Origin of the sequence: Pseudomonas sp. PSE1(2024) (genome assembly GCF_050990555.1) — a bacterium.
In the GTDB taxonomy this organism is placed as follows: Bacteria; Pseudomonadota; Gammaproteobacteria; order Pseudomonadales; family Pseudomonadaceae; genus Aquipseudomonas; species Aquipseudomonas aphyarum.
Genome location: NZ_CP158967.1, coordinates 1,229,081 through 1,251,799 on the forward strand (window position 1 = coordinate 1,229,081; position 22,719 = coordinate 1,251,799).

A 22,719-nucleotide genomic window follows, 5' to 3' on the forward strand; every position below is an offset into this window, starting at 1 on the left:
ACGCCTCGACGTGGGAACGATCGGGCTAGAGCGGCGTGTCAGCGACCGCCCATAATCGCAATGTAGTCCTGCGTCCACCGGCTATACGGCACAAACTTCCCACCCTCAGCCTGCGGTGTTTTCCAGAACGCGATCTTGTCGAACTGATCGAACCCGTTGGTCTTGCAGCCTTCAGCGCCGAGCAATTCACTGCCCTGGCAAGCCGCCGGAACCGCCGGCAACGAACCAAACCACGCCGCCACATCACCCTGGACTTTCGGCTGCAGCGACCAGTCCATCCACTTGTACGCGCAGTTCGGGTGCTTGGCCTCGGCGTGCAGCATGGTGGTGTCGGCCCAACCGGTGGCGCCTTCTTTCGGTACGGTCGACGCGATCGGCTGTTTCTCGTTGATCAGGCCGTTTACCTGATACGGCCAGGCGCTGGACGCGACCACGCCTTCGTTCTTGAAGTCGCTCATCTGCACCGTGGTGTCGTGCCAGTAGCGGTGAATCAGCTTCTGCTGGGCGCGCAACAGTTCCAGCACAGCCTTGTACTGATCTTCAGTGAGTTGATACGGATCCTTGATCCCCAGCTCAGGCTTGGTGGATTTCAGATAGAGCGCCGCGTCGGCAATGTAGATCGGGCCGTCATAGGCCTGCACGCGGCCCTTGTTCGGCTTGCCATCGGGCAGGTTCTGCGCGTCGAACACCACGTTCCAGCTGGTCGGCGCAGTCTTGAACACGTTGGTGTTGTACATCAACACGTTCGGGCCCCACTGGTACGGGGTGCCGTAGGTCTGGTTGTTGACCACGTACCACGGCGCGTCTTTCAGGCGCGGGTCGAGAGATTTCCAGTTCGGGATCAACGCGGTGTTGATCGGCTGCACACGCTTGCCGACGATCAACCGCAACGAGGCATCGCCCGACGCTGTCACCAGGTCGTAACCGCCCTTGGCCATCAGACTGACCATTTCGTCAGAGGTGGCGGCAGTTTTCACATTGACCTTGCAGCCGGTTTCCTTCTCGAAACCGGTCACCCAGTCGTAGGCCTTGTCGCTTTCACCGCGTTCGATGTAGCCGGGCCAGGCGACGATATCCAGCTGGCCTTCGCCGGCGCCGACGGCTTTCAGCGGCTCGGCGGCCTGCAGGCTGGCGCTGGCCAGCAGGGCCGTGGTGATTGCACTGAGCAGTGCGGTCTTGTGCACGAACATGGTGAACCCTCTTCTTCAAATTATGGTCGGGGCAGTTGTGAACGCGGTGAAGCATGCCGTGGTCGGCTTGTTATTAGCGTAGTCAGAGATGCTGGCCGTGGCGGGCCATGATGTGCCGCACCACGCTGTAGTCCTGTAGCGAATCGCTGGATAAGTCTTTGCCGTAACCGGAGCGTTTCAGCCCGCCGTGGGGCATTTCGCTGACCAGCATGAAATGGCTGTTGATCCAGGTGCAGCCGTATTGCAGGCGCGCGGCGACTTGCATCGCCTTGTCCAGGTTCTGCGTCCACACCGACGAGGCGAGGCCGTATTCCGAGTCGTTGGCCCAGTCCACCGCTTGCGCCAGTTCATCGAAGCGGGTCACGGTCACCACCGGGCCGAACACTTCGCGCTGGACGATTTCATCGCTCTGTTTGCAACCGGCCAGCAACGTTGGCTGATAGAAGAACCCGGCGCCGGAATGCACCGCCGCGCCGGTCACCCGCTCGATATGCGGCTGGCCGAGGGCGCGCTCGACGAAACTGGCCACGCGGTCGCGCTGACGAGTGCTGATCAGCGGCCCGATTTCGTTGTCGGCATCGCGTTTGCCGGCGAAGCGTAGGCTGCTGACCGCCGCACCGAGCTCGGCGACCAATTTGTCGTGAATCCCCGCCTGGGCGTAGATCCGGCAGGCCGCCGTGCAATCCTGCCCGGCGTTGTAATAGCCATAAGTGCGAACGCCCTCGACCACGGCTTTAATGTCGGCATCGTTGCACACGATCACCGGGGCCTTGCCGCCGAGTTCGAGGTGCGTGCGTTTGAGGGTTTTGGCCGCGGCCTGGAGGATTTTCTGGCCGGTGACGATATCGCCGGTCAGCGACACCATGCGTACTTTCGGGTGGCCGACCAGATGACTGCCAACCCCTTCGCCGCCACCGCAGACGATGTTGATCACCCCACGCGGCAGGATTTCGGCCAGCGCTGGCGCCAGCGCCAGAATCGACAGCGGCGTGTGCTCGGACGGCTTGAACACCAGTGTATTGCCGGCGGCGAGGGCCGGGGCGATCTTCCACGCGGCCATCATGATCGGGTAGTTCCACGGCGCAATTGAGGCGACGACGCCAATCGGGTCGCGGCGCACCATGCTCGTGTAGCCCGGCACGTATTCGCCGCTGAGCTGGCCGGTCTGGCAGCGCACGGCGCCGGCGAAGAAGCGGAATACATCGACGGTGGCGGTCAAATCGTCCTGACGCGCCAGGTGCAGCGGCTTGCCGCAGTTCAGGGCTTCGAGGCGGGCGAGGTGGTCGGCGTGTTTTTCGACGGCGTTGGCGATTTCCAGCAGCAGGTTCGAGCGTTGTTGCGGGGTGGTGCGCGACCACTCGGCAAAGGCGCGGTGGGCGGCGAGGATGGCGGCTTCGACTTGCTCGGTGCTGGCCTCGGCGATCTGGGTCAGGACTTCGCCGGTGGCCGGGTTGAGGATCGGTTCGACGAAACCCTGGCCGGCGACCAGTTCGCCGTCGATCAGCAACGCGGTGTGCATGTGGGTCTGCGCGCCAGCCATTTTCCGTGATCTCTTTTCTTGTATGGCCATGTTGCTCCCTGTTCCGGGAGCCGACCGTCTTATAGATGCAGCAAGACTAGTGCGCGGCTCCGGGGTCGACAAATTCTAAATACTGAAGGTGGCATTCGATTAAATAGATGGCTTGCGTCCGCCGTGAGGCTGTTCGCGGGCCACGGTCAGGAAGGGATCGACCAGCGCGGGGCGGGCGGTGCCGCGACGCCAGGCCAGACCGACGTCGAGGGTCTGATTGAGGTCGGCAATTGGCCGCGCCTCGATGATGTCGCCTTCCAGCGACCACGGGCGGTAGGTCATGTCCGGTTGGATCGAGACGCCGAGACCCGCCGCCACCAGACTTCGCACGGCCTCGGTGGACGCAGTTCTGAGGGTGATCTTCGGTTGCAGTCCGGCGCCGCGCCATAGACGTTGGGCGTTGCGATCCATCTCGTCGACGTTCAGTTGAATTAACGGCTCCCGGGCGACATCGGCGAGGTTGATGCTGTCGTGTTCCAGCAGCGGATGCTGGGCCGGCAGCCACAAACGGTGCGGCGAGTGGGTCAGCACTTCGGTCTGCAGGGCGTGGCGGTCTTCGAGGTTGGAGAGGATCAGCACCCCGACATCGATCTCGCCACTGACCAGCAAATGCTCGATATACGGACGTTCATCCTCCATCACGCGGATCTCGACATTGGGGTAGGCGCGCTGGAAACGGGTGAGCAAATCCGCCAGGTAATAACCGGCCACCAGACTGGTCACGCCGACGATCAACTGCCCGGCAACCTGATCGGTGCTTTGTTGCAGGCTGCGTTTGGCGTTGTCCACGGTCGCCAGAATCAGGTGCGCCTGGCGCAGGAACTGGTGGCCCTGATGGGTAAGCGTCATGCCCTTGGCGTGGCGATTGAACAGGCTGACGCCGATTTCTTCCTCCAGTTGCTGGATAGCCAAGGTCAGAGTCGACTGGGAAATGAACGCGGTTTGCGCAGCGGCGGAGATCGAGCCGGTCTCGGCCACGGCGATGAAATGGCGGATCTGACGCAAGGTCATCATGGAAGGATTACCCGGTGGGCGGTTTTTATAGATTGCCTCGAGTGTATATCTATTTTTACGAAGGGCTGCTGTGGTTCAGGCAACATCTGGAAGCACACTTGCGCCCAAGTGACGGGCACTTTCGAACTAGGCTGAAGGCCTTATTGATCCGGATAACCCCTGTTTGGAGACGGAACATGAACACCCGTGGATTGCTCGATCAACTCCTCAAGTCCGGCCAGGATCTGCTGCAGAACAAGGCGGGCGGGGCGCAGAACAAACCGGCTGCCGGTGGTTTGGGCGGCTTGCTGGGCGGATCTTCCAGTAATGGCGCACTCGGCGGTTTGCTGTCAGGCGCAGGCGGCGGTGCTCTGGCGGCCGGGGCAATGGGTCTGTTGCTGGGCAGTAAAAAGGCCCGCAAGGTTGGCGGTAAAGTCGCCATCTACGGTGGCCTCGCCGCACTCGGCGTGATCGCCTACAAAGCCTACGGCAACTGGAACGCCCAAAAAGGCACTGCCCCACAAAACGAACCGCAAACCCTCGATCGCCTGCCACCGGCGCAAGTCGAACAACACAGCCAGGCCATCCTCAAAGCCCTGGTCGCCGCCGCCAAAGCCGACGGCCACATCGACGACCGCGAACGCCAACTGATCGAAGGCGAATTCACCAAACTCGACAACGATCAGGAACTCAAACACTGGCTCCACGCCGAACTCAACAAACCCCTCGACCCCACCGACGTCGCCCGCGTGGCGAGCACGCCGGAGATGGCGGCCGAGATGTACGTGGCGAGCGTGATGATGGTGGATGAGGAGAACTTCATGGAGAAGAGCTATCTGGATGAACTGGCGCGGCAGTTGAAGCTGGAGCCGGGGTTGAAGGTGGAGCTGGAGAAGCAGGTCCGTGTAGCTACCCAGTGAAGCCGCTGTCAGCGATATCAGAACCCGCGATCCCGCACAGGATGGCGGGTTCTTTCGTTGCGGCAGTTGAAAAGGCCAATCCATCGCCCCTTTTTGCCATTGCGTCACTGGCACGCTGACCGCTGATTGCCGGAAAGTCCCAGTCCAGAGCCCATCGCGTTTCATGACCGAAAGGCCTGAGCGCGGCAAACCGTCTTATAAATGAAACACCGCCCTCAGCTATACTCCCCCGCATTTCGACCCGCCCCGAGGACTGACTGTGAAGAACTGGACGTTGCGCCAACGCATTTTGGCGAGCTTTGCGGTGATTATCGCCATCATGCTGCTGATGGTGGTCGTCTCGTATTCGCGGCTGCTGAAGATCGAAGCCAGTGAAAACAGCGTCCGTGACGACGCGATTCCCGGCGTCTATTACAGCTCGATGATTCGTGGCGCGTGGGTCGACAGTTATCTGCAGACCCAGGAGTTGCTCGGCCTCAAGCAGGGCGAGGGCATCAGCACTGAAGATGCGGCGGACTACAAGGCGTTCGAAACCCGCTTGCAGGAGCAGATGGCCAACTACCGCAGCACTATGGCGACGGATGAAGACCGTAACGAATTCGCTGCTTTCGAGAAGTATCACGACGCTTACATGCAGATCCAGAACTCGGTTCTGGACCTGCACAAGCGCAATCTGGAAGCCGATGCGGTCAAGCTGTTCAATGAGAAACTGACGCCGACCTGGTACAGCGGCCGGATGAAACTCAACGACATCATTGGCGAGAACAAGAAAGTCGCCGATCAGGCCATGGCCAACATTGACGAAGCGGTATCGGCGGCCAAGGTCAGCATGTTCATCTCGTTGCTGATCGCCGTGCTGGCGGCCGGCCTCTGCGGTCTGCTGCTGATGCGCGCGATCATGGCGCCGATGAACCGCATCGTGCAGATCCTCGAAATCATGCGCACCGGCGATCTGAGCAGCCGCTTGAACCTCGACCGCAAGGACGAGTTCGGCGCCGTGGAAACCGGCTTCAACGACATGATGACCGAGCTCACCTCGCTGGTGTCCCAGGCCCAGCGCTCGTCGGTGCAGGTCACCACGTCGGTGACCGAGATCGCCGCTACGTCCAAGCAACAACAGGCGACCGCCACCGAAACCGCCGCCACCACGACTGAAATCGGCGCGACGTCCCGCGAGATCGCGGCGACCTCCCGTGATCTGGTGCGCACCATGACCGAAGTCTCCACCGCCGCCGATCAGGCCTCGGTGCTGGCCGGTTCCGGGCAGCAAGGCCTGGCGCGCATGGAAGACACCATGCACTCGGTGATGGGCGCGGCGGATCTGGTGAACGCCAAACTGGCGATCCTCAACGAGAAGGCCGGCAACATCAATCAGGTGGTCGTGACCATCGTCAAGGTCGCCGACCAGACCAACCTGCTGTCCCTGAACGCCGCGATCGAAGCGGAGAAGGCCGGCGAATACGGTCGCGGTTTCGCCGTGGTCGCCACTGAAGTTCGGCGTCTGGCGGATCAGACCGCTGTCGCGACTTACGACATCGAACAGATGGTCCGCGAGATCCAGTCGGCGGTGTCCGCCGGGGTGATGGGCATGGACAAGTTCTCCGAGGAAGTGCGTCGCGGCATGGCCGAAGTGCAGCAGGTCGGCGAGCAGCTGTCGCAGATCATCCATCAAGTGCAGGCGCTGGCGCCGCGGGTGTTGATGGTCAACGAAGGCATGCAGGCTCAGGCCACCGGTGCCGAGCAGATCAACCACGCGCTGGTGCAGCTGGGTGATGCCAGCAGCCAGACGGTCGAGTCGTTGCGTCAGGCCAGTTTCGCCATTGACGAACTGAGCCAGGTGGCCGTGGGCCTGCGCAGCGGCGTTTCGCGATTCAAAGTCTGATGAGCGAAATCACCGCCAAACGCAGCGCTGCACCGGTGGCGAAGCAGGCGTTGTTCCTGCTGTTTCGCATCGGCAGCGAACGCTACGCCTTGCGCGCCACGGAAGTGGCCGAAGTGCTGCCGCGCCTGCCGTTGAAGCCGATTGCCCGGGCGCCGCACTGGGTGGCGGGGGTGTTCGCCTATCGCGGCACGGTGGTGCCGGTGATCGACCTCAGTGCCCTGACCTTCGGCCATCCTGCGGAAGCGCGCACCAGCACGCGTCTGGTGCTGGTGCATTACCGCGCGGACGACTCGCAACCCCCGCAATGGCTGGGCCTGATCCTCGAACAGGCCACCGATACCCTGCGCTGCAACCCAGATGATTTTCAGCCGTACGGCCTCGACAATCGTCAGGCGCCGTACCTCGGCCCGATGCGTGAAGACGCCCAAGGGCTGGTGCAGTGGGTGCGGGTCAACGACTTGCTGGACGAGTCGGTGCGCACGCTGTTGTTCCCGACACCGCCGCTGGACCCGGCGCGGCTTGAGGAGCAGCCATGAGCAGTGATCAGCGCTTCTTCGTTTTCCTCAAGGAACGCATCGGCCTCGACGTCGCCTCGGTCGGGCCGGCGATCATCGAGCGGGCCGTGCGCCAGCGCATCACCCTGTCGCAAACCGTGAATGCCGATGAGTACTGGCAGACGCTGCAAGGCTCGCGGGATGAACAGCAGGCGCTGATCGAAGCGGTGATCGTCCCCGAGACCTGGTTTTTCCGTTACCCGGAATCCTTCGCCACCCTCGGCAAACTGGCGCGCAAACGTCTGGGCGAACTGAACAACATGCGTGCGCTGCGCATCCTCAGCCTGCCGTGCTCCACCGGTGAAGAACCCTATTCGATTGCCATGGCGTTGCTCGATGCGGGCCTCAAGCCCCATCAGTTCAAGGTCGATGGCATGGACGTCAGCCCCTTGTCAGTGGACAAGGCGCGGCGCGCGCTGTACGGCAAGAACTCGTTTCGCGGCCAGGAGCTGGACTTTCGCGAGCGGCATTTTTTCGCCGAGAACGAGGGCTATCGGGTAAATGAAATCGTCCGCGAGCAGGTGCGCCTGCATGTCGGCAACGTGCTTGATCCTTCATTGCTGGTCAACGAGCCGCCGTTCGATTTCGTGTTCTGCCGCAACCTGCTGATCTATTTCGATCAGCCGACCCAGCAGCAGGTGTTCGCGGTGCTGAAGCGCCTGACCCATGTCGATGGCGTGCTGTTTATCGGCCCGGCCGAGGGCAGTCTGCTCGGGCGGCTGGGCATGCGCTCGATCGGGATTCCGCAGTCCTTTGCCTTCAGTCGTCACAGCGAACCGCAGCCCGAACCGTTGCCGATGCCGACCGCAATTCCGGTGCCGTTGCCTGTGCGCCACCCGGTGCGCAGCACGCCACCGCCGCCGGTGCGCAATCGTCCGTTTGCTGGCGTGACGCCAATGCCGGCGACGGCTAAAAGCACCAACCCCGACGCCGCGACCCTGCTGGCCAACATCGCCGCCCTGGCCAACGAAGGCAAAAGTGCGGAGGCCCGGGCCGCGTGCGAACAGTATTTGCGCAGCCATGAGCCGGTGGCCCAGGTGTTTTACTGGCTCGGCCTGCTGAGCGATGTCTCCGGCAGCGCCCTCGAAGCCCAGGGCTTTTACCGCAAGGCGCTGTACCTCGAACCGCAACACCCCGAAGCCTTGATGCACCTGGCCGCGTTGCTGCAGGCCCAGGGCGACACGGCCGGCGCCAGACGATTGCAGGAGCGCGCCGCCCGCAGCGACCGCACTGCCGACAGTGAGCGTAAACGATGATCCCGTCCGACACCTTGAACGTCACCCACGAAGACGCCCGGGCCATCGACGATTGCTGGAACCGCATCGGCATCCACGGCGACAAGTCCTGTCCGCTGCTGGACGAGCACATCCATTGCCGCAATTGCTCGGTGTATTCCGCCGCCGCCACGCGCCTGCTCGACCGCTATGCGTTGCAGCAGGACGAGCGCGATCCGGTGGCGACCCAAGTCGAGACCGAGCTGAAGACCCGTTCGCTGCTGATGTTCCGCCTCGGCGAAGAATGGCTCGGCCTGGCCACGCGCAGTCTGGTGGAGGTCGCGCCGTTGCAGGCGATTCACTCGCTGCCGCATCAGCGCTCCCGAGCCTTGCTCGGCGTGGCGAACGTGCGCGGTGCGCTGGTGGCGTGCCTGTCGCTGGTCGAACTGCTCGACCTCGACAGCAACGCTGCCCCGGCGACCGGCGTGCGAATCATGCCGCGCATGCTGATCATCTCTGCCCAGGGCGGGCCAGTGGTGGTGCCGGTGGACGAAGTCGACGGGATTCACGCCATCGATGAGCGAATCCTCGATGCCGCATCACGTTCCGGCGCACAGGCCAGCGCCAAATACACCCGAGGCGTGCTGCCTTTCAAAGGTCGCAGCCTGCGTTGGCTGGATGAAGAACAGCTGTTGTCCGCCGTGTCCCGGAGCCTCACATGACCCCCGAGCAAATGCGCGACGCCTCCTTGCTCGAGCTGTTCAGCCTCGAAGCCGAAGCCCAGACCCAGGTGCTCAGCGCCGGGCTGCTGGCGCTGGAGCGCAACCCGACCCAGGCCGATCAGCTCGAGTCGTGCATGCGTGCGGCGCACTCGCTGAAAGGCGCGGCGCGGATCGTCGGCATCGACAGCGGCGTCAGCGTCGCCCACGTGATGGAAGATTGTCTGGTCAGCGCTCAGGAAGGGCGGTTGTTCCTGCGCCCGGAACATATAGACGCGTTGTTGCAGGGCACCGATTTGCTGATGCGCATCGCCACCCCGGCCAATGGCCCGCAGCCGGCGGACATCGAGGCTTACGTGGCGTTGATGGGCGGTTTGCTCGATCCGACGGCACCGGCCGTGGTGCCCGCCGCTCCGAGTGCTCCAGTGATGGCGGAGTTGCAGCTTCAGCCACCGCCGGTGGTTGAGCCCGCGCCGGTTGAAATCCCCGTTGAGGTTGCCGAGCCGGAACCCGCACCGCGCAAGAGCAAGCGCACCACCGAAGGTGCCGAGCGGGTGCTGCGGGTCACCGCCGAACGCCTGAACAGCCTGCTCGATCTGTCGAGCAAATCCCTGGTGGAAACCCAGCGCCTCAAGCCGCACCTGGCCACGATGCAGCGCCTCAAACGCATGCAGAACAACGGCCTGCGGGCGCTGGAAAGTCTTAACGTTCATCTCAAGGAACACGCCCTGAGCCTTGAGGCTCAAGAGGCACTGGAAGACGCGCGCCGTTTGCTCGCCGAATCCCAGCAACTGCTGGCCGAGAAAAACGCCGAACTCGACGAGTTCGCCTGGCAAGCGAGTCAGCGCGCGCAAGTGCTCTATGACACCGCGCTGGCCTGCCGCATGCGACCGTTCGCCGATGTGCTGTCCGGGCAGGTGCGGATGGTGCGCGACCTCGGTCGCAGCCTCGGCAAACAGGTGCGGCTGGAGATCGAGGGCGAGAAGACTCAGGTCGACCGTGATGTGCTGGAAAAACTCGAAGCACCGCTGACGCACCTGCTGCGCAACGCGGTTGATCACGGCATCGAAACCCCGGAAGAACGCCTGCTCAAAGGCAAGTCAGAGGAAGGCCTGATTCGTCTGCGTGCCTCGCATCAGGCCGGTCTGCTGGTGCTGGAATTGAGCGACGACGGCAATGGTGTCGATCTGGAAAAGGTCCGCCGCAGCATCGTTGAACGCCAGTTGTCGCCAGCGGAAACCGCCGCTCAGTTGAGTGAAGAAGAACTGCTGACTTTCCTTTTCCTGCCGGGTTTCAGCCTGCGCGACAAAGTCACCGAAGTGTCCGGCCGTGGCGTCGGCCTCGACGCCGTTCAGCACATGGTCCGCCAGTTGCGCGGTGCGGTGGTGCTGGAGCAGACGGCGGGCGAGGGCAGTCGCTTCCATCTGGAAGTGCCGCTGACCCTGTCGGTGGTACGTAGCCTGGTGGTGGAAGTCGGCGACGAGGCCTACGCGTTCCCGCTGGCGCACATCGAGCGCATGTGCGATCTGGCGCCGGAGGACATCGTGCAGGTCGAAGGGCGCCAGCATTTCTGGCACGAAGGCCGACATGTCGGTCTGGTCGCGGCCAGTCAGTTGTTGCAACGTCCGGCCAGTCAGAACAGCGGCGATACGCTGAAAGTCGTGGTGATCCGCGAGCGCGATGCAATCTACGGCGTGGCGGTCGAGCGCTTCATCGGCGAGCGCACGCTGGTGGTGCTGCCGCTGGACGAGCGGCTGGGCAAGGTGCAGGACATTTCCGCCGGTGCCTTGCTCGACGATGGCTCGGTGGTGCTGATCGTCGACGTCGAAGACATGCTGCGTTCGGTGGACAAACTGCTCAACACCGGGCGTCTGGAGCGCATCGCGCGTCACGGCCATCAGGCCGCAGAAGCCGCGCGCAAACGGATTCTGGTGGTCGACGATTCGCTGACCGTGCGCGAGTTGCAACGCAAGCTGCTGCTCAATCGCGGCTACGACGTGGCCGTCGCGGTGGACGGCATGGACGGCTGGAACGCCCTGCGCTCAGAGAACTTCGATCTGCTGATCACCGACATCGACATGCCGCGCATGGACGGCATCGAACTGGTCTCGCTGCTGCGCCGCGACAACCGTCTGCAATCGCTGCCGGTGATGGTGGTGTCGTACAAGGATCGCGAGGAAGATCGCCGCCGTGGACTGGACGCCGGCGCCGACTATTATCTGGCCAAGGCCAGTTTTCATGACGACGCCCTGCTCGACGCGGTGGTTGAGCTCATCGGAGGAGCGCGGGCATGAAGATCGCAATCGTCAACGACATGCCTCTGGCGGTGGAGGCCCTGCGTCGTGCGCTGGCCTTCGAGCCGGCGCATCAGGTGGTGTGGGTCGCCAGCAACGGCGCCGAAGCGGTGCGCCTGTGCGCGGAAAACACTCCGGACCTGATCCTGATGGACCTGATCATGCCGGTGATGGACGGCGTCGAGGCCACCCGCCGGATCATGGCCGAGAGCCCGTGCGCGATCGTCATCGTCACCGTGGACCGCCAGCAGAACGTGCACCGGGTGTTCGAAGCCATGGGCCACGGCGCGCTGGATGTTGTCGACACCCCGGCCATCGGCGGTGGCAATCCTCAGGAAGCAGCGGCGCCGCTGCTGCGCAAGATCCTCAATATCGGCTGGCTGATCGGCGAGAAAACCGCCCGCTCGCGCCCGGCACCTGCGACACCACGCAGTACCGCCTCGCGCCAGCGACTGGTGGCGATCGGTTCTTCGGCCGGTGGCCCGGCGGCGCTGGAAGTCTTGCTCAAAGGCCTGCCGCGCCACTTTTCGGCGGCCATCGTGCTGGTGCAGCATGTCGATCAGGTGTTCGCCGCCGGCATGGCCGAATGGCTGGCCAGCGCCAGTGGCCTCGACGTGCGTCTGGCCCGCGAAGGCGAACCGCCGCAGGCCGGCGCGGTGCTGCTGGCCGGCACCAACCACCATATTCGCTTGCTCAAGAACGGCACGCTGGCCTACACCGCCGAGCCGGTCAACGAGATCTACCGCCCCTCGATCGACGTGTTTTTCGAAAGCGTTGCCAATTACTGGAACGGTGACGCAGTAGGGGTTTTATTGACAGGGATGGGACGCGATGGGGCTCAAGGGCTTAAGCTCATGCGCCAACAGGGTTACCTGACCATCGCGCAGGATCAGCAGAGCAGTGCGGTGTACGGCATGCCCAAGGCTGCCGCAGCCATCGACGCGGCCGTAGAAATCCGTCCACTGGAAAAGATAGCGCCACGATTGCTGGAGATTTTCCCCAAATGAACACATCCATCCGCAATCCTGGCCCCCGCAGCACTCAGGTGACCGCCCATGAATGACTTACAGATCGATGACATCAAAACCGACGAGAACGCCGCCATGGTGTTGTTGGTGGACGATCAGGCGATGATCGGCGAAGCCGTGCGCCGTGGGCTGTCGAATGAAGAGAACATCGACTTCCACTTCTGCTCCGACCCGCATCAGGCCGTGGCCCACGCGGTGCGGATCAAGCCGACCGTGATCCTGCAGGATCTGGTGATGCCCGGCCTCGACGGCCTGAGCCTGGTGCGCGAGTACCGCAATCACCCGGCGACCAAGGACATTCCGATCATCGTCCTGTCGACCAAGGAAGACCCGCTGATCAAGAGCGCGGCGTTCTCCGCCGGGGCCAACGATTATCTGGTGAAACTGCCGGACAACATCGAGCTGGTGGCGCGTATCCGCTATCACTCGCGCTCCTACATGACCCTGCTGCAACGGGACGCGGCCTACCGCGCGTTGCGGGTCAGCCAGCAGCAATTGCTCGATACCAACCTCGTCCTGCAACGCCTGATGAACTCCGACGGCCTGACCGGATTGTCCAACCGCCGGCACTTCGACGAATACCTGGAACTGGAATGGCGCCGCTCGCTGCGCGACCAGAGCCAGTTGTCGCTGCTGATGATCGACGTCGATTACTTCAAGTCCTACAACGACACCTTCGGCCACGTCGAAGGCGACGAGGCCTTGCGCAAGGTCGCCACGGCGATCCGCGAGGCCAGTGCCCGGCCGTCCGATCTGCCGGCGCGTTATGGCGGCGAAGAATTTGCGCTGGTGCTGCCCAACACCTCGCCGGGCGGGGCCCGACTGGTGGCGGAAAAGCTGCGCCAGACGGTCGCGGCGCTGAAGATTCCGCACAATGCCCCCGCTGAAGGCTCGAGCCTGACCATCAGCATCGGCCTGGCAACCATGGTGCCGGAGTCGGGCAGCGACTGCCGGCTGCTGATCTCGGCGGCGGACCGCGGCCTGTACCTGGCCAAGAACAACGGGCGCAATCAGGTCGGCATCGAATAGGTACGCGATACCCTTGTGGGAGCGGGCTTGCTCGCGAATGCGGTGGGTCATTCAGCAATGATGTCGACTGATACTCCGCCTTCGCGAGCAAGCCCGCTCCCACAGGGGACCTGCGTCAGGCCCTGTCAAGTGAATCGCCTTAACAGCCGCCAGACGGGCTGCCGTGACAGCTTGATTACGTTATACTCGCCGGCTTTCAAAAGTTCGCCAACGAGTGCTGCCCGTCATGGAAATCAACCCGATCCTGAACACCATCAAGGACCTGTCCGAGCGCTCCGAAACTATTCGGGGGTATCTTTGACTACGATCAAAAGCATGAGCGTCTGATCGAAGTCAATCGCGAGCTTGAAGATCCTGCAGTCTGGAACAAACCTGAATACGCCCAGGAACTGGGCCGCGAGCGCGCTGCGCTGGCGCAGATCGTCGATACCCTCGACGAACTGAACGGTGGCCTGGCCGATTGCCGCGAGCTGCTGGACATGGCCGTTGAAGAGAACGACGAGGGCGCGGTCAACGACGTCGTCGAAGTCCTTCAAGGTCTCGAAGAGTCCCTGTCCAAGCTCGAATTCCGCCGTATGTTCAGCCACGAGATGGACCCGAACAACGCCTACCTGGACATCCAGGCCGGTTCCGGCGGCACCGAAGCCCAGGACTGGGCCAACATCCTGCTGCGCATGTACCTGCGCTGGGCCGACAAACGCGGTTTCGACGCGACCATCATGGAGCTGTCGGCCGGTGAAGTCGCCGGGATCAAGGGTGCGACCGTGCACATCAAGGGCGAATACGCCTTTGGCTGGCTGCGTACCGAGATCGGCGTGCACCGTCTCGTGCGCAAGAGCCCGTTCGACTCCGGCAACCGTCGCCACACCTCGTTCTCCGCGGTTTTCGTCTCGCCAGAGATCGACGACAAGGTGGAAATCGAAATCAACCCGGCAGACCTGCGGATCGACACCTATCGTTCCTCCGGTGCCGGTGGTCAGCACGTAAACACCACCGACTCGGCCGTACGTATCACCCACGTACCGACCAACACCGTGGTGAGCTGCCAGAACGAACGTTCCCAGCACGCCAACAAGGACACCGCCATGAAAATGCTGCGGGCCAAGTTGTACGAGCAGGAAATGCAGAAGCGCAACGCGGCGTCCCAGGCGCTGGAAGACACCAAGTCGGATATCGGCTGGGGTCACCAGATCCGTTCGTACGTGCTCGATGCGTCGCGGATCAAGGATCTGCGCACCAACATCGAACGCAGTGACTGCGACAAGGTGCTCGACGGCGACATCGACGAATACCTGGAAGCCAGCCTGAAATCGGGCCTGTAAGCTTTCACCCGACCTCAAGTCCCCCGTCATCGGCGGGGGCAACGAACCTGTGATGGAATATTTAAAGACATGAGCGACCAACAACTCGACCCGCAAGCCCTGCAACAGGAAGAAAACTCCCTGATCGCCCTGCGCAAGGAAAAGCTTGCTGCCGAGCGCGCCAAGGGCAATGCCTTCCCGAACGACTTCCGCCGCGAAAACTACTGCGAAGCACTGCAGAAACAGTACGCGGACAAGACCAAGGAAGAGCTGGCAGAGGCTGCGATCCCGGTCAAGGTTGCAGGTCGCATCATGCTCAACCGTGGCTCGTTCATGGTGATCCAGGACATGACCGGTCGCATCCAGGTCTACGTCAACCGCAAGACCCTGTCCGAAGAAACCCTGGCCGCGGTGAAAACCTGGGACATGGGCGACATCATCGCCGCCGAAGGCACCCTGGCCCGTTCCGGCAAGGGCGACCTGTACGTCGAGATGACCAGCGTGCGCCTGCTGACCAAATCCCTGCGCCCGCTGCCGGACAAGCACCACGGCCTGACCGACACCGAACAGCGCTACCGTCAGCGCTACGTTGACCTGATCGTCAACGAAGACGTGCGTCAGACTTTCCGCGTCCGTTCGCAAGTGATCGCGCACATCCGCAGCTTCCTGATGAAGCGCGACTTCCTCGAAGTCGAAACGCCGATGCTGCAGACCATTCCTGGCGGCGCCGCAGCCAAACCGTTCGAAACCCACCACAACGCGCTGGACATGGAAATGTTCCTGCGTATCGCGCCGGAGCTGTACCTCAAGCGTCTGGTGGTTGGCGGTTTCGAAAAAGTGTTCGAGATCAACCGCAACTTCCGTAACGAAGGCGTTTCGACTCGTCACAACCCTGAATTCACCATGTTGGAGTTCTACCAGGCGTACGCCGACTACGAAGACAACATGGACCTGACCGAAGAACTGTTCCGCGAACTGGCGCAGCTGGTTCTGGGCAGCACCGACGTGCCGTACGGCGACAAGGTGTTCCACTTCGGCGAGCCGTTCGTGCGCCTGTCGGTGTTCGACTCGATCCTCAAGTACAACCCTGAGCTGACCGCCGATGACCTGAACGACATCGACAAGGCTCGCGCCATCGCCAAGAAGGCCGGCGCCAAGGTGCTGGGCTTCGAAGGTCTGGGCAAGCTGCAGGTGATGATTTTCGAAGAGCTGGTCGAGCACAAGCTGGAACAGCCGCACTTCATTACCCAGTACCCGTTCGAAGTGTCGCCGCTGGCCCGTCGCAACGATGACAACCCTAACGTCACCGACCGCTTCGAGCTGTTCATCGGCGGCCGTGAAATCGCCAACGCCTACTCCGAGCTGAACGACGCGGAAGACCAGGCCGAGCGCTTCATGGCGCAGGTGGCCGACAAGGACGCCGGCGACGACGAAGCCATGCACTACGACGCCGACTTCGTTCGTGCGCTGGAGTACGGCATGCCGCCAACGGCCGGCGAAGGTATCGGCATCGACCGTCTGGTGATGCTGCTGACCAACTCCCCGTCGATCCGCGACGTGATCCTGTTCCCGCACATGCGGCCACAAGCGTAAGTGTTTCAATGAAAAAGCCGCCTGAAATGGGCGGCTTTTTATTGCCTGTCTGGTACAAACGTATCAAATGGTTAATTTTGAAGAAAACAACAGAGGTATGCCTGTCGTGATCGGTGCAATGGCTCAAGAGGGTGCAGCGGGAATCGCCACTGCGGTCGCTGAAAGTGTTCAGTACCAGGGCCGCAAGGCCAGCCGGCAGGGCAGTGAACAGCGTCGACAGGACATTCTCGATGCGGCGATGCGCATTGTCGTGCGTGACGGCGTGCGCGCCGTGCGTCACCGTGCGGTGGCGGCCGAGGCCGGTGTGCCGCTGTCGGCCACCACGTATTACTTCAAGGACATCGATGACCTGCTGACCGATACCTTCGCCCAGTACGTCGAACGCAGCGCAGCCTATATGGCCAAGCTGTGGATCAACAACGAAGGCCTGCTGCGCGAGATGGTGGTCAGCGGTGACGGCAGTCCGGAGTCGCGTTCGCAACTGGCGGACGATATCGCCCGGTTGATGGCCGACTACGTGCACCGGCAACTGGTCAACCGGCGCGAGCATTTGATGGCCGAACAGGCGTTCCGTCAGGAAGCACTGCTCAACCCGCGTCTGGCGGAACTGGTGCGTTCCCATCAGCAGATTCTGTTGCAGGGCACCTGCCAGTTGTTCCAGGTATTGGGCTCGCGCGAGCCGCAGCAGGATGCCAAGGTGTTGACGGCGATTATCGGACGGATGGAATATCAGGGCCTGCTCAACGACGCCGAGCCTTTGGCTGAAGAGGACATGCTCGGCATTCTGACGCGCTATATGCACCTGGTACTCGCGTCGGTGTAATTCTCGACCCTGATCGTTCCCACGCTCTGCGTGGGAATGCCGCCATGGACGCTCCGCGTCCACTGTGACGCAGAGCGTCACTGTATGCATTCCCACGCGGAGCGTAGGAACGATCAGAAGAAACGGGTGTTCAAGGGAGTGTCGAATGAAAGCCTGGCGTGGCGTGCTGATCGCCTTGTCGTTCCTGCTGCTCAGCGGATGTCTGGTGACCTTCAAGGAGCCGCTGCCCGCCAGTGAACCGGCACCCAAGGGCCTGCTCGGCCAATGGTCGAGCACCAATGCCTGGGGCGAGCCGATGAATCTGGAGCTGACGCGCCTGGGCAACGATCGCTATCAGGCGGTTGCGTACTTCAAAGCCAAACCCCGCGAGCGTGAAGCCTATCCGTTCACGGTGTCGCGCCACGGCAACCGCTGGTATCTGTCGGCGAAGGTGCCGGCGCAATACGGCGGGCACTTCACCATCGCCGGCTTCGAGATCACCGACAAGCGCGAACTGGTGATCTACAACCTCGACCTCGAACAGATCAACCAGGCCATCGCCCAGAAGACCCTCGACGGCCAGGGCTTCCAGACCGATGACGGCGAGGGCGTGCAGGTCGACAGCCCGCTTGAAAAGGTCTTTGCTTACCTCGACGACCCGGCCAATTCCGACGTTTTCGTCGAAGCGGCGCGCTATCAGCATCAGGCCAAAGCCAAATAATTCAGTTCGTCACGTTTTCTACAGGAGTTTCGGGTGGACGATTACCAGCAGACGATACGCATTCTGTCCGATCGCATAGTGCTGGCGCAGACGCCGATCCGCGTGCTCGACGCGGTCAAGTGGGACGAGAACATCCGCAAGGGTTTCCTCAAGGCCAAGGGCAAGGAATTGCCGGCGGTGGATCGCGACTACTACCTCAACCGGCCGCTGTCCTTCGATTCGAGCAAGGTCAAACTGGAGTTCCAGAACATCGAGCGCGACATCACCCGTCAGCTCGGCCAGTTCAACCCGGTCGGCCAGATCATGCGTCGCATGTGCAAGGAATACCGGATGGTGGTGCGCATGCTCGAAGCGCGCGGCACCGAGGATTTCGGCCTGATTTCCCAGGAACTGTACGGCGCCGCGTCCGATGCGTTCCACGCCGGTGACCCGACCCTGGCCGACCTCGGCCTGATGATGTCCGACTACCTGAACAACATCGACGGTCGTGGCGACCTGAAGGACGAACCGAAGATCCTCACCGCCAAGGACGCCGTGCACCTGCTGCAAACCCGGCTGAACAAGGTGTTCGGCGAGGCCGAGGAAACCATCCGCGTGTTCGAGTCCGACGGGATCGTCGCCGACGCGGCGGCGGGCGCCGACTACATCAAGATCCGCACTGACGCGATGTTCAACGACCGCGACGTGCGCGCGTTGGAAGTCCACGAAGGCCTGGTGCATGTCGGCACCACGCTCAACGGTTTGAACCAGCCGATCTGCACCTTCCTGTCCAAGGGCCCGCCCTCGTCGACGGTGACGCAGGAAGGTCTGGCGATCCTGATGGAAATCATCACCTTCGCCTCCTACCCGAGCCGATTGCGCAAACTGACTAACCGCACCCGCGCCATTCATATGGTCGAGGAGGGCGCGGACTTCCTGCAGATCTTCGAGTTCTTCCGCGAGCAGGGTTTCGAGATGGCGGAAAGCTACGGCAACGCCAGTCGGGTTTTCCGTGGATCGACGCCGACCGGTCTGCCATTCACCAAAGACTTGTCCTACCTCAAGGGCTTCATCATGGTTTACAACTACATTCAGTTGGCCGTGCGCAAGGGCAAGCTCGAGCAGATCCCGCTGTTGTTCTGCGGCAAGACCACGCTGGAGGACATGCGAACCCTGCGTCAGTTGGTGGACGAGGGCCTGGTGGTGCCGCCGAAGTACCTGCCGGACCAGTTCCGCGACATGAACGCGTTGTCGGCGTGGATGTGCTTCTCCAACTTCCTCAATCACTTGAGCCTGGACCGGATCGAGGCGGATTACTCCAACATCCTGTAACAACACCGATTGATCGTTCCCACGTTGATCGTTCCCACGCTCTGCGTGGGAATGCATCCCGTGACGCTCCGCGTCACAGTGGACGCGGAGCGTCCATGGCGGCATTCCCACGCGGACGGTTCGACGCCTCGACGTGGGAACGATCTAATTCCAACTCAAAATTTTGCGGGGTTTCACCGGATGAGAATCCTCGGCATCCTTTGCCTGCTCCTGACCCTCGGCGGTTGCAGCTCGTTGCTGTTCTATCCCGAGCCCGGTCAGATCTTCACCCCGGAAAAGGCCAAACTCGAATACCGCACCGTCACCCTGACCACCGCCGACGGTCTCAAGCTGAATGCCTGGTGGCTGCCGGCCAAGCCCGGGGTCGAGGTCAAGGGCACGGTGCTGCATCTGCACGGCAACGGCGGCAATCTGCCGATGCACCTGGGCGGAAGCTGGTGGCTGCCGAAAAACGGCTATCAAGTGCTGCTGGTGGACTATCGCGGTTACGGCTTGTCCGAGGGCGAACCGAGCCTGCCGGCGATCTATCAGGACATCGATGCCGCCTTCGCCTGGCTGGACAAGGCGCCTGAGGTCAAAGGCAAACCGCTGATCCTGCTCGGCCAGAGCTTGGGTGGTGCAATGGCCGTGCATTGGCTGGTGCAACATCCGGAAAGACAAAAACAGCTCAAGGCCCTGGTGCTCGACGGTGTGCCTGCCAGTTACCGCAGCGTCGGCCAATACGCCCTCAGCACTTCGTGGCTGACCTGGCCGTTTCAGGTGCCGCTGTCGTGGCTGGTGCCGGATGGCGACAGTGCGATCAACGCGATGCCGCAGCTCAACGGCGTGCCGAAACTGATCTTCCACAGCCTTGACGATCCTCTGGTGCCCCTTTCCAACGGCATCCGTCTGTATCAAGCTGCGCCGCCACCGCGCGTGCTGCAACTGACTCGCGGCGGCCATGTGCAGACCTTCGGCGATCCGGTCTGGCGTCAGGTGATGCTGCGCTACCTTGACGATCCCGAACACTTCAACGGCCTGCGCCGCCTCGGCGAGATCCCGAATTATCCGACACCCCCGAATTCTGAAGACGAACCACCAGAGAGTCCGCAATGAGTGAAGAACGTAACGCCATCCCGCTGATCATCACCGGCATATGCAGCATCCTCGGCACCGTCGGCGCCCTGTGGTACTACGGCTACCTGCACTTCGCCAAACCCGAGGATGCGTTGCTGCTCAACGAATTCACCATGCTCAAGACCATTCCCGGCGAAGACTACAAAGTCTCCCTGACCCCGGCGCCGCAAGTGGCGCAGTGCATCGATGGCGTGCTGGTGCTGTTCGACACCGAACAGAAAGGCCTGACCGGGGTGCTGGTCAACAGCCAGAAAAAGGCCGTGCGCTGCATGGGCCAGGAGACGCCGCAGAAGCTCGAAGAGTAAATCTGCGTCAGACAAAAAAAGCCCCGCCTGATCACTCAGGCGGGGCTTTTCATTTACCGCTCAGCAAATCAGTGCGTGGTCGAGCTCACGGCCGAACGCGGTACCACTGGCTGGTTGTCGTTGGAAATGGTCACTTCCACCCGACGGTTCATGGCACGGCCCGAGACGGAAGTGTTATCCGCTACCGGGTATTCCTTGCCGTAACCCTGGGCAACGATGCGCGACGGATCGACGCCCATCTTGATCAGTGCAACCTGCACCGAAGTCGCGCGACGCTCGGACAGCGACTGGTTGTAGTTCGCGGTGCCGGTGCTGTCGGTGTAGCCCTCGACGATCACTTTGCGATCAGGGTTTTCCTGGAGGAACTGCGCCAGTTTGTTGATGTTCACCAGACCGCTGGATTTCAGGTCGGCCTTGTTGGTGGCGAACAGCACGTCACCGAAGGTCACCAAAGTACCGCGATCGGTCTGCTTGGCGTTGAGGCTGTCCTGCAGCTGCTTGATCTGCTGATCGCGAGCATCCAGACGGGCCTGGGCACGTTGGGCGGCAGCGTTCTTCAGATTGGCTTCAGCGGTACGTAAGGCAATAGTCTGCTTAGCCACTTCCACGCGCTGGTTGGTCAGATAGGCCAGTTGGTCGACCTTGTGCTGGTCTTCCTTGTCCAGATAAGCCTTGTCGGCCTTGTCCAGGTAATCACTGGCATCCTTGGTTTCCAGCGCCGCGACTTTGCTGGCTTGCGGGTTGGCCTGCAGGCCAGCGTAGTTGGTGCGTGCCTGTTCCAGGTTCGGGTTCGGCGGCGTCGAGCAGGCAGCCAGGGCAACGCTTGCGGCCAGGAGAGCGGGGATCATCAGTTGTTTACGCATAATCGTTCGTCCTTTCTATCGATAAGAGTTTCAGCCTTGCGGTCGGGATGCGCGCTTACTGCACGGTGCGCTGACTTTCCTGACGCAGTTCCTGAACACCTTTCTGGGAATCCTTCACAGCTTGTTCGGCTTTCATCGCCTGAGCCTTGCGTTCAGCGACGCGTGCGTCCCACTCGGCCTGTTCGGACAATGTGCGAGCCTCGTCATACTTCTTGTCGTGCATGGCGATTTCGGCTTGTTTGAGTTTGTCCTGCGCTTGCTTCATCTCGACGGCGGCGAATTCGGTACCGCCGGCGCTGACCGCGCTGTTGACCGCCGATTGAGTCACGGCGTACTGCTCGGTCGGTGGATTGCCGGCGCAACCGGCCAGCACGAAGCTGGTGCCGATGGCGAGAGCGGCCAGTTTCAGACCGCGCAGGTGGGAAAACGAGGTTTGGGTCTTCATGGTCTTCAACTCCATTGGTTAACTCCTTGAAAGCTTCGAAATCCATCCTGGTAGCGGAGCCGCAACCGTCATGTGCAAGTGCGTTTTGAAACGCTCGTTCCAGGCGTGGTTACCTGTTCCGACCGAAGGCAATTTTCAAAAGTTCAGAAAAGATGGCTCATCGCCAAAAAATATTCTGACCAAGTGGACAAGGCTCTAAACCGGGAACTTTGACGGGGGAGAGTGGTACGCGCGGGCGAAAAATGGCGTAAAAGCGGAGGGAAAATACAGTCCCTGTGGGAGCTGGCTTGCCAGCGATGAGGCCATCAAATTCAACCCGTCTGCGGCTGAACTGACGCCATCGAGGGCAAACCATTCCCACCGTTTTGAAGGGGCAGGGATCAGTGTTTCTGCTTGCCGGCAGCCGCCGACAAGTCGTGCAGATGACGCCGCGACAACGCGAGAAAACGTGGCGTCGGGCCGACATCTTCATACAGCGGATCGCCTTCCTCGTCGGTGGCGACCACGGTCGAACCTTTCACATACGGCAGGCTCGCTTCGAACTCTTCGAGGGCGGCGCCGATCAACTCACCGAGCAATTCTTCGGCGTGACGTTTGGGGTACATCTCGGCGATCGCCGCCAGCCGTGCGGCAGCTTCCACATCCAGATGAATCGTGTAGCCGGTATCGGTCAGGCGACCCTTGGCGGTTTCTTCCCAATGCTGGGCGAGTTCACGGATTTTCATAAAAACCTCATGTCGCACCTGCTCATGGCAGGTCTTGGTGAGTGTCCGGCGTCAGCCGGCGGCAAGCTGTTGTGCGGCTTACTGTTGAGACTAGCTTCAACCCTCAAGGTTTAAAGTCCCTTCGTCGTCTGCTTGTAAGAAGCG

At 61.8% G+C, this 22,719-nt stretch carries 21 protein-coding genes and 1 pseudogene; 15 read left to right on the top strand and 7 right to left on the bottom strand.

Going from position 1 to position 22,719, the window contains the following annotated elements; all coding sequences use genetic code 11:
• Positions 1 to 38 precede the first annotated feature (38 nt).
• The 3 genes from ydcS to ABTV87_RS05385 form a co-directional block, all read right to left on the bottom strand.
• Positions 39 to 1,190: a putative ABC transporter substrate-binding protein YdcS gene (gene ydcS / locus ABTV87_RS05375; RefSeq protein WP_085609162.1), complete on the bottom strand. Its 1,152-nt coding sequence runs from the start codon at positions 1,188 to 1,190 to the stop codon at positions 39 to 41.
• Positions 1,191 to 1,272: 82 nt separating this feature from the next.
• Positions 1,273 to 2,760, bottom strand: a complete 1,488-nt coding sequence (locus tag ABTV87_RS05380; protein ID WP_085609163.1) for a gamma-aminobutyraldehyde dehydrogenase — start codon at positions 2,758 to 2,760, stop codon at positions 1,273 to 1,275.
• Between the two features lie 99 nt (positions 2,761 to 2,859).
• Complete coding sequence (locus ABTV87_RS05385; RefSeq protein WP_007954670.1) at positions 2,860 to 3,774, bottom strand: LysR family transcriptional regulator; 915 nt, start codon at positions 3,772 to 3,774, stop codon at positions 2,860 to 2,862.
• 176 nt (positions 3,775 to 3,950) lie between these two features.
• Between ABTV87_RS05385 and ABTV87_RS05390 the strand changes: the two genes are divergently transcribed.
• The 8 genes from ABTV87_RS05390 to ABTV87_RS05425 all read left to right on the top strand — a co-directional run bounded on the left by ABTV87_RS05390 (position 3,951) and on the right by ABTV87_RS05425 (position 13,393).
• The gene (locus ABTV87_RS05390; RefSeq protein ID WP_433899096.1) at positions 3,951 to 4,673 is read left to right on the top strand and encodes a tellurite resistance TerB family protein; all 723 of its coding nucleotides are present in this window, start codon (positions 3,951 to 3,953) and stop codon (positions 4,671 to 4,673) included.
• Positions 4,674 to 4,932: 259 nt separating this feature from the next.
• A complete protein-coding gene (locus ABTV87_RS05395; protein WP_127797034.1) occupies positions 4,933 to 6,555 on the top strand; it encodes a methyl-accepting chemotaxis protein in 1,623 nt (540 codons plus the stop codon).
• Positions 6,555 to 7,091, top strand: coding sequence for a chemotaxis protein CheW (locus ABTV87_RS05400; RefSeq protein WP_433899097.1), 537 nt, complete (start codon positions 6,555 to 6,557; stop codon positions 7,089 to 7,091). Before ABTV87_RS05395 ends, ABTV87_RS05400 begins: the two co-directional genes overlap by 1 nt.
• The gene (locus ABTV87_RS05405) at positions 7,088 to 8,365 is read left to right on the top strand and encodes a CheR family methyltransferase (protein WP_433899098.1); all 1,278 of its coding nucleotides are present in this window, start codon (positions 7,088 to 7,090) and stop codon (positions 8,363 to 8,365) included. The genes ABTV87_RS05400 and ABTV87_RS05405 overlap by 4 nt, the downstream gene beginning before the upstream one ends.
• Positions 8,362 to 9,045 (top strand): chemotaxis protein CheW, encoded by a 684-nt coding sequence (locus tag ABTV87_RS05410; protein WP_085609168.1) that lies wholly within the window; start codon positions 8,362 to 8,364, stop codon positions 9,043 to 9,045. The genes ABTV87_RS05405 and ABTV87_RS05410 overlap by 4 nt, the downstream gene beginning before the upstream one ends.
• On the top strand, positions 9,042 to 11,336 hold the full coding sequence (locus ABTV87_RS05415) for a hybrid sensor histidine kinase/response regulator (protein WP_433899099.1): 2,295 nt from the start codon (positions 9,042 to 9,044) through the stop codon (positions 11,334 to 11,336). Before ABTV87_RS05410 ends, ABTV87_RS05415 begins: the two co-directional genes overlap by 4 nt.
• Positions 11,333 to 12,343: a chemotaxis response regulator protein-glutamate methylesterase gene (locus tag ABTV87_RS05420; RefSeq protein ID WP_007954689.1), complete on the top strand. Its 1,011-nt coding sequence runs from the start codon at positions 11,333 to 11,335 to the stop codon at positions 12,341 to 12,343. Before ABTV87_RS05415 ends, ABTV87_RS05420 begins: the two co-directional genes overlap by 4 nt.
• A gap of 48 nt (positions 12,344 to 12,391) precedes the next feature.
• Positions 12,392 to 13,393: a response regulator gene (locus ABTV87_RS05425; protein WP_039769610.1), complete on the top strand. Its 1,002-nt coding sequence runs from the start codon at positions 12,392 to 12,394 to the stop codon at positions 13,391 to 13,393.
• 13 nt (positions 13,394 to 13,406) lie between these two features.
• On the opposite strand, the pseudogene ABTV87_RS05430 reads toward ABTV87_RS05425, so the two are convergent.
• Positions 13,407 to 13,496: pseudogene (locus tag ABTV87_RS05430) on the bottom strand (metal ABC transporter ATP-binding protein); the annotation flags it as partial.
• Between the two features lie 123 nt (positions 13,497 to 13,619).
• Here ABTV87_RS05430 and prfB point away from each other — a divergent pair.
• The 7 genes from prfB (at position 13,620) to ABTV87_RS05465 (ending at position 20,542) form a co-directional block, all read left to right on the top strand.
• Positions 13,620 to 14,715 (top strand): peptide chain release factor 2 gene (gene prfB / locus ABTV87_RS05435; protein ID WP_102621447.1). Its coding sequence is split into 2 segments (ribosomal slippage): positions 13,620 to 13,691 and positions 13,693 to 14,715, totalling 1,095 coding nucleotides; the frame shifts between segments, so codons are not numbered across the junction.
• 69 nt (positions 14,716 to 14,784) lie between these two features.
• Positions 14,785 to 16,287 (top strand): lysine--tRNA ligase, encoded by a 1,503-nt coding sequence (gene lysS, locus ABTV87_RS05440; protein WP_007954693.1) that lies wholly within the window; start codon positions 14,785 to 14,787, stop codon positions 16,285 to 16,287.
• A 118-nt stretch (positions 16,288 to 16,405) separates the two neighbouring features.
• Positions 16,406 to 17,110 (top strand): TetR/AcrR family transcriptional regulator, encoded by a 705-nt coding sequence (locus tag ABTV87_RS05445; protein ID WP_011332647.1) that lies wholly within the window; start codon positions 16,406 to 16,408, stop codon positions 17,108 to 17,110.
• Positions 17,111 to 17,255: 145 nt separating this feature from the next.
• A complete protein-coding gene (locus tag ABTV87_RS05450) occupies positions 17,256 to 17,810 on the top strand; it encodes a hypothetical protein (RefSeq protein WP_102717180.1) in 555 nt (184 codons plus the stop codon).
• Positions 17,811 to 17,843: 33 nt separating this feature from the next.
• On the top strand, positions 17,844 to 19,121 hold the full coding sequence (locus tag ABTV87_RS05455; RefSeq protein ID WP_064593712.1) for a flavohemoglobin expression-modulating QEGLA motif protein: 1,278 nt from the start codon (positions 17,844 to 17,846) through the stop codon (positions 19,119 to 19,121).
• 180 nt (positions 19,122 to 19,301) lie between these two features.
• Entirely contained in the window at positions 19,302 to 20,216 is a 915-nt protein-coding gene (locus ABTV87_RS05460) for an alpha/beta hydrolase (RefSeq protein WP_127797039.1), read from the top strand.
• A complete protein-coding gene (locus ABTV87_RS05465; protein WP_085609172.1) occupies positions 20,213 to 20,542 on the top strand; it encodes a hypothetical protein in 330 nt (109 codons plus the stop codon). The genes ABTV87_RS05460 and ABTV87_RS05465 overlap by 4 nt, the downstream gene beginning before the upstream one ends.
• Before the next feature lie 68 nt (positions 20,543 to 20,610).
• Here the strand turns inward: ABTV87_RS05465 and ABTV87_RS05470 are convergent, their stop codons facing one another.
• The 3 genes from ABTV87_RS05470 to ABTV87_RS05480 form a co-directional block, all read right to left on the bottom strand.
• Entirely contained in the window at positions 20,611 to 21,405 is a 795-nt protein-coding gene (locus tag ABTV87_RS05470; protein ID WP_085609173.1) for an OmpA family protein, read from the bottom strand.
• Positions 21,406 to 21,460: 55 nt separating this feature from the next.
• Positions 21,461 to 21,865, bottom strand: coding sequence for a DUF4398 domain-containing protein (locus ABTV87_RS05475; RefSeq protein WP_007954708.1), 405 nt, complete (start codon positions 21,863 to 21,865; stop codon positions 21,461 to 21,463).
• Between the two features lie 365 nt (positions 21,866 to 22,230).
• A complete protein-coding gene (locus ABTV87_RS05480; RefSeq protein ID WP_011332654.1) occupies positions 22,231 to 22,575 on the bottom strand; it encodes a hypothetical protein in 345 nt (114 codons plus the stop codon).
• Positions 22,576 to 22,719: the final 144 nt, after the last annotated feature.

Excerpts from the sequence above, each read along its gene's own strand:
- ABTV87_RS05445 (WP_011332647.1), top strand. The coding sequence starts at position 16,406 with ATGGCTCAAGAGGGTGCAGCGGGAATCGCCACTGCGGTCGCTGAAAGT.
- ABTV87_RS05465 (WP_085609172.1), top strand. The coding sequence starts at position 20,213 with ATGAGTGAAGAACGTAACGCCATCCCGCTGATCATCACCGGCATATGC.
- ABTV87_RS05450 (WP_102717180.1), top strand. The coding sequence starts at position 17,256 with ATGAAAGCCTGGCGTGGCGTGCTGATCGCCTTGTCGTTCCTGCTGCTC.
- ABTV87_RS05390 (WP_433899096.1), top strand. The coding sequence starts at position 3,951 with ATGAACACCCGTGGATTGCTCGATCAACTCCTCAAGTCCGGCCAGGAT.
- lysS (WP_007954693.1), top strand. The coding sequence starts at position 14,785 with ATGAGCGACCAACAACTCGACCCGCAAGCCCTGCAACAGGAAGAAAAC.
- ABTV87_RS05385 (WP_007954670.1), bottom strand. The coding sequence starts at position 3,774 with ATGATGACCTTGCGTCAGATCCGCCATTTCATCGCCGTGGCCGAGACC.
- ABTV87_RS05425 (WP_039769610.1), top strand. The coding sequence starts at position 12,392 with ATGAATGACTTACAGATCGATGACATCAAAACCGACGAGAACGCCGCC.
- ABTV87_RS05460 (WP_127797039.1), top strand. The coding sequence starts at position 19,302 with ATGAGAATCCTCGGCATCCTTTGCCTGCTCCTGACCCTCGGCGGTTGC.
- ABTV87_RS05400 (WP_433899097.1), top strand. The coding sequence starts at position 6,555 with ATGAGCGAAATCACCGCCAAACGCAGCGCTGCACCGGTGGCGAAGCAG.
- ABTV87_RS05380 (WP_085609163.1), bottom strand. The coding sequence starts at position 2,760 with ATGGCCATACAAGAAAAGAGATCACGGAAAATGGCTGGCGCGCAGACC.
- ABTV87_RS05415 (WP_433899099.1), top strand. The coding sequence starts at position 9,042 with ATGACCCCCGAGCAAATGCGCGACGCCTCCTTGCTCGAGCTGTTCAGC.
- ABTV87_RS05405 (WP_433899098.1), top strand. The coding sequence starts at position 7,088 with ATGAGCAGTGATCAGCGCTTCTTCGTTTTCCTCAAGGAACGCATCGGC.
- ABTV87_RS05480 (WP_011332654.1), bottom strand. The coding sequence starts at position 22,575 with ATGAAAATCCGTGAACTCGCCCAGCATTGGGAAGAAACCGCCAAGGGT.
- ABTV87_RS05470 (WP_085609173.1), bottom strand. The coding sequence starts at position 21,405 with ATGCGTAAACAACTGATGATCCCCGCTCTCCTGGCCGCAAGCGTTGCC.
- ABTV87_RS05410 (WP_085609168.1), top strand. The coding sequence starts at position 8,362 with ATGATCCCGTCCGACACCTTGAACGTCACCCACGAAGACGCCCGGGCC.
- ABTV87_RS05420 (WP_007954689.1), top strand. The coding sequence starts at position 11,333 with ATGAAGATCGCAATCGTCAACGACATGCCTCTGGCGGTGGAGGCCCTG.
- ABTV87_RS05475 (WP_007954708.1), bottom strand. The coding sequence starts at position 21,865 with ATGGAGTTGAAGACCATGAAGACCCAAACCTCGTTTTCCCACCTGCGC.
- ydcS (WP_085609162.1), bottom strand. The coding sequence starts at position 1,190 with ATGTTCGTGCACAAGACCGCACTGCTCAGTGCAATCACCACGGCCCTG.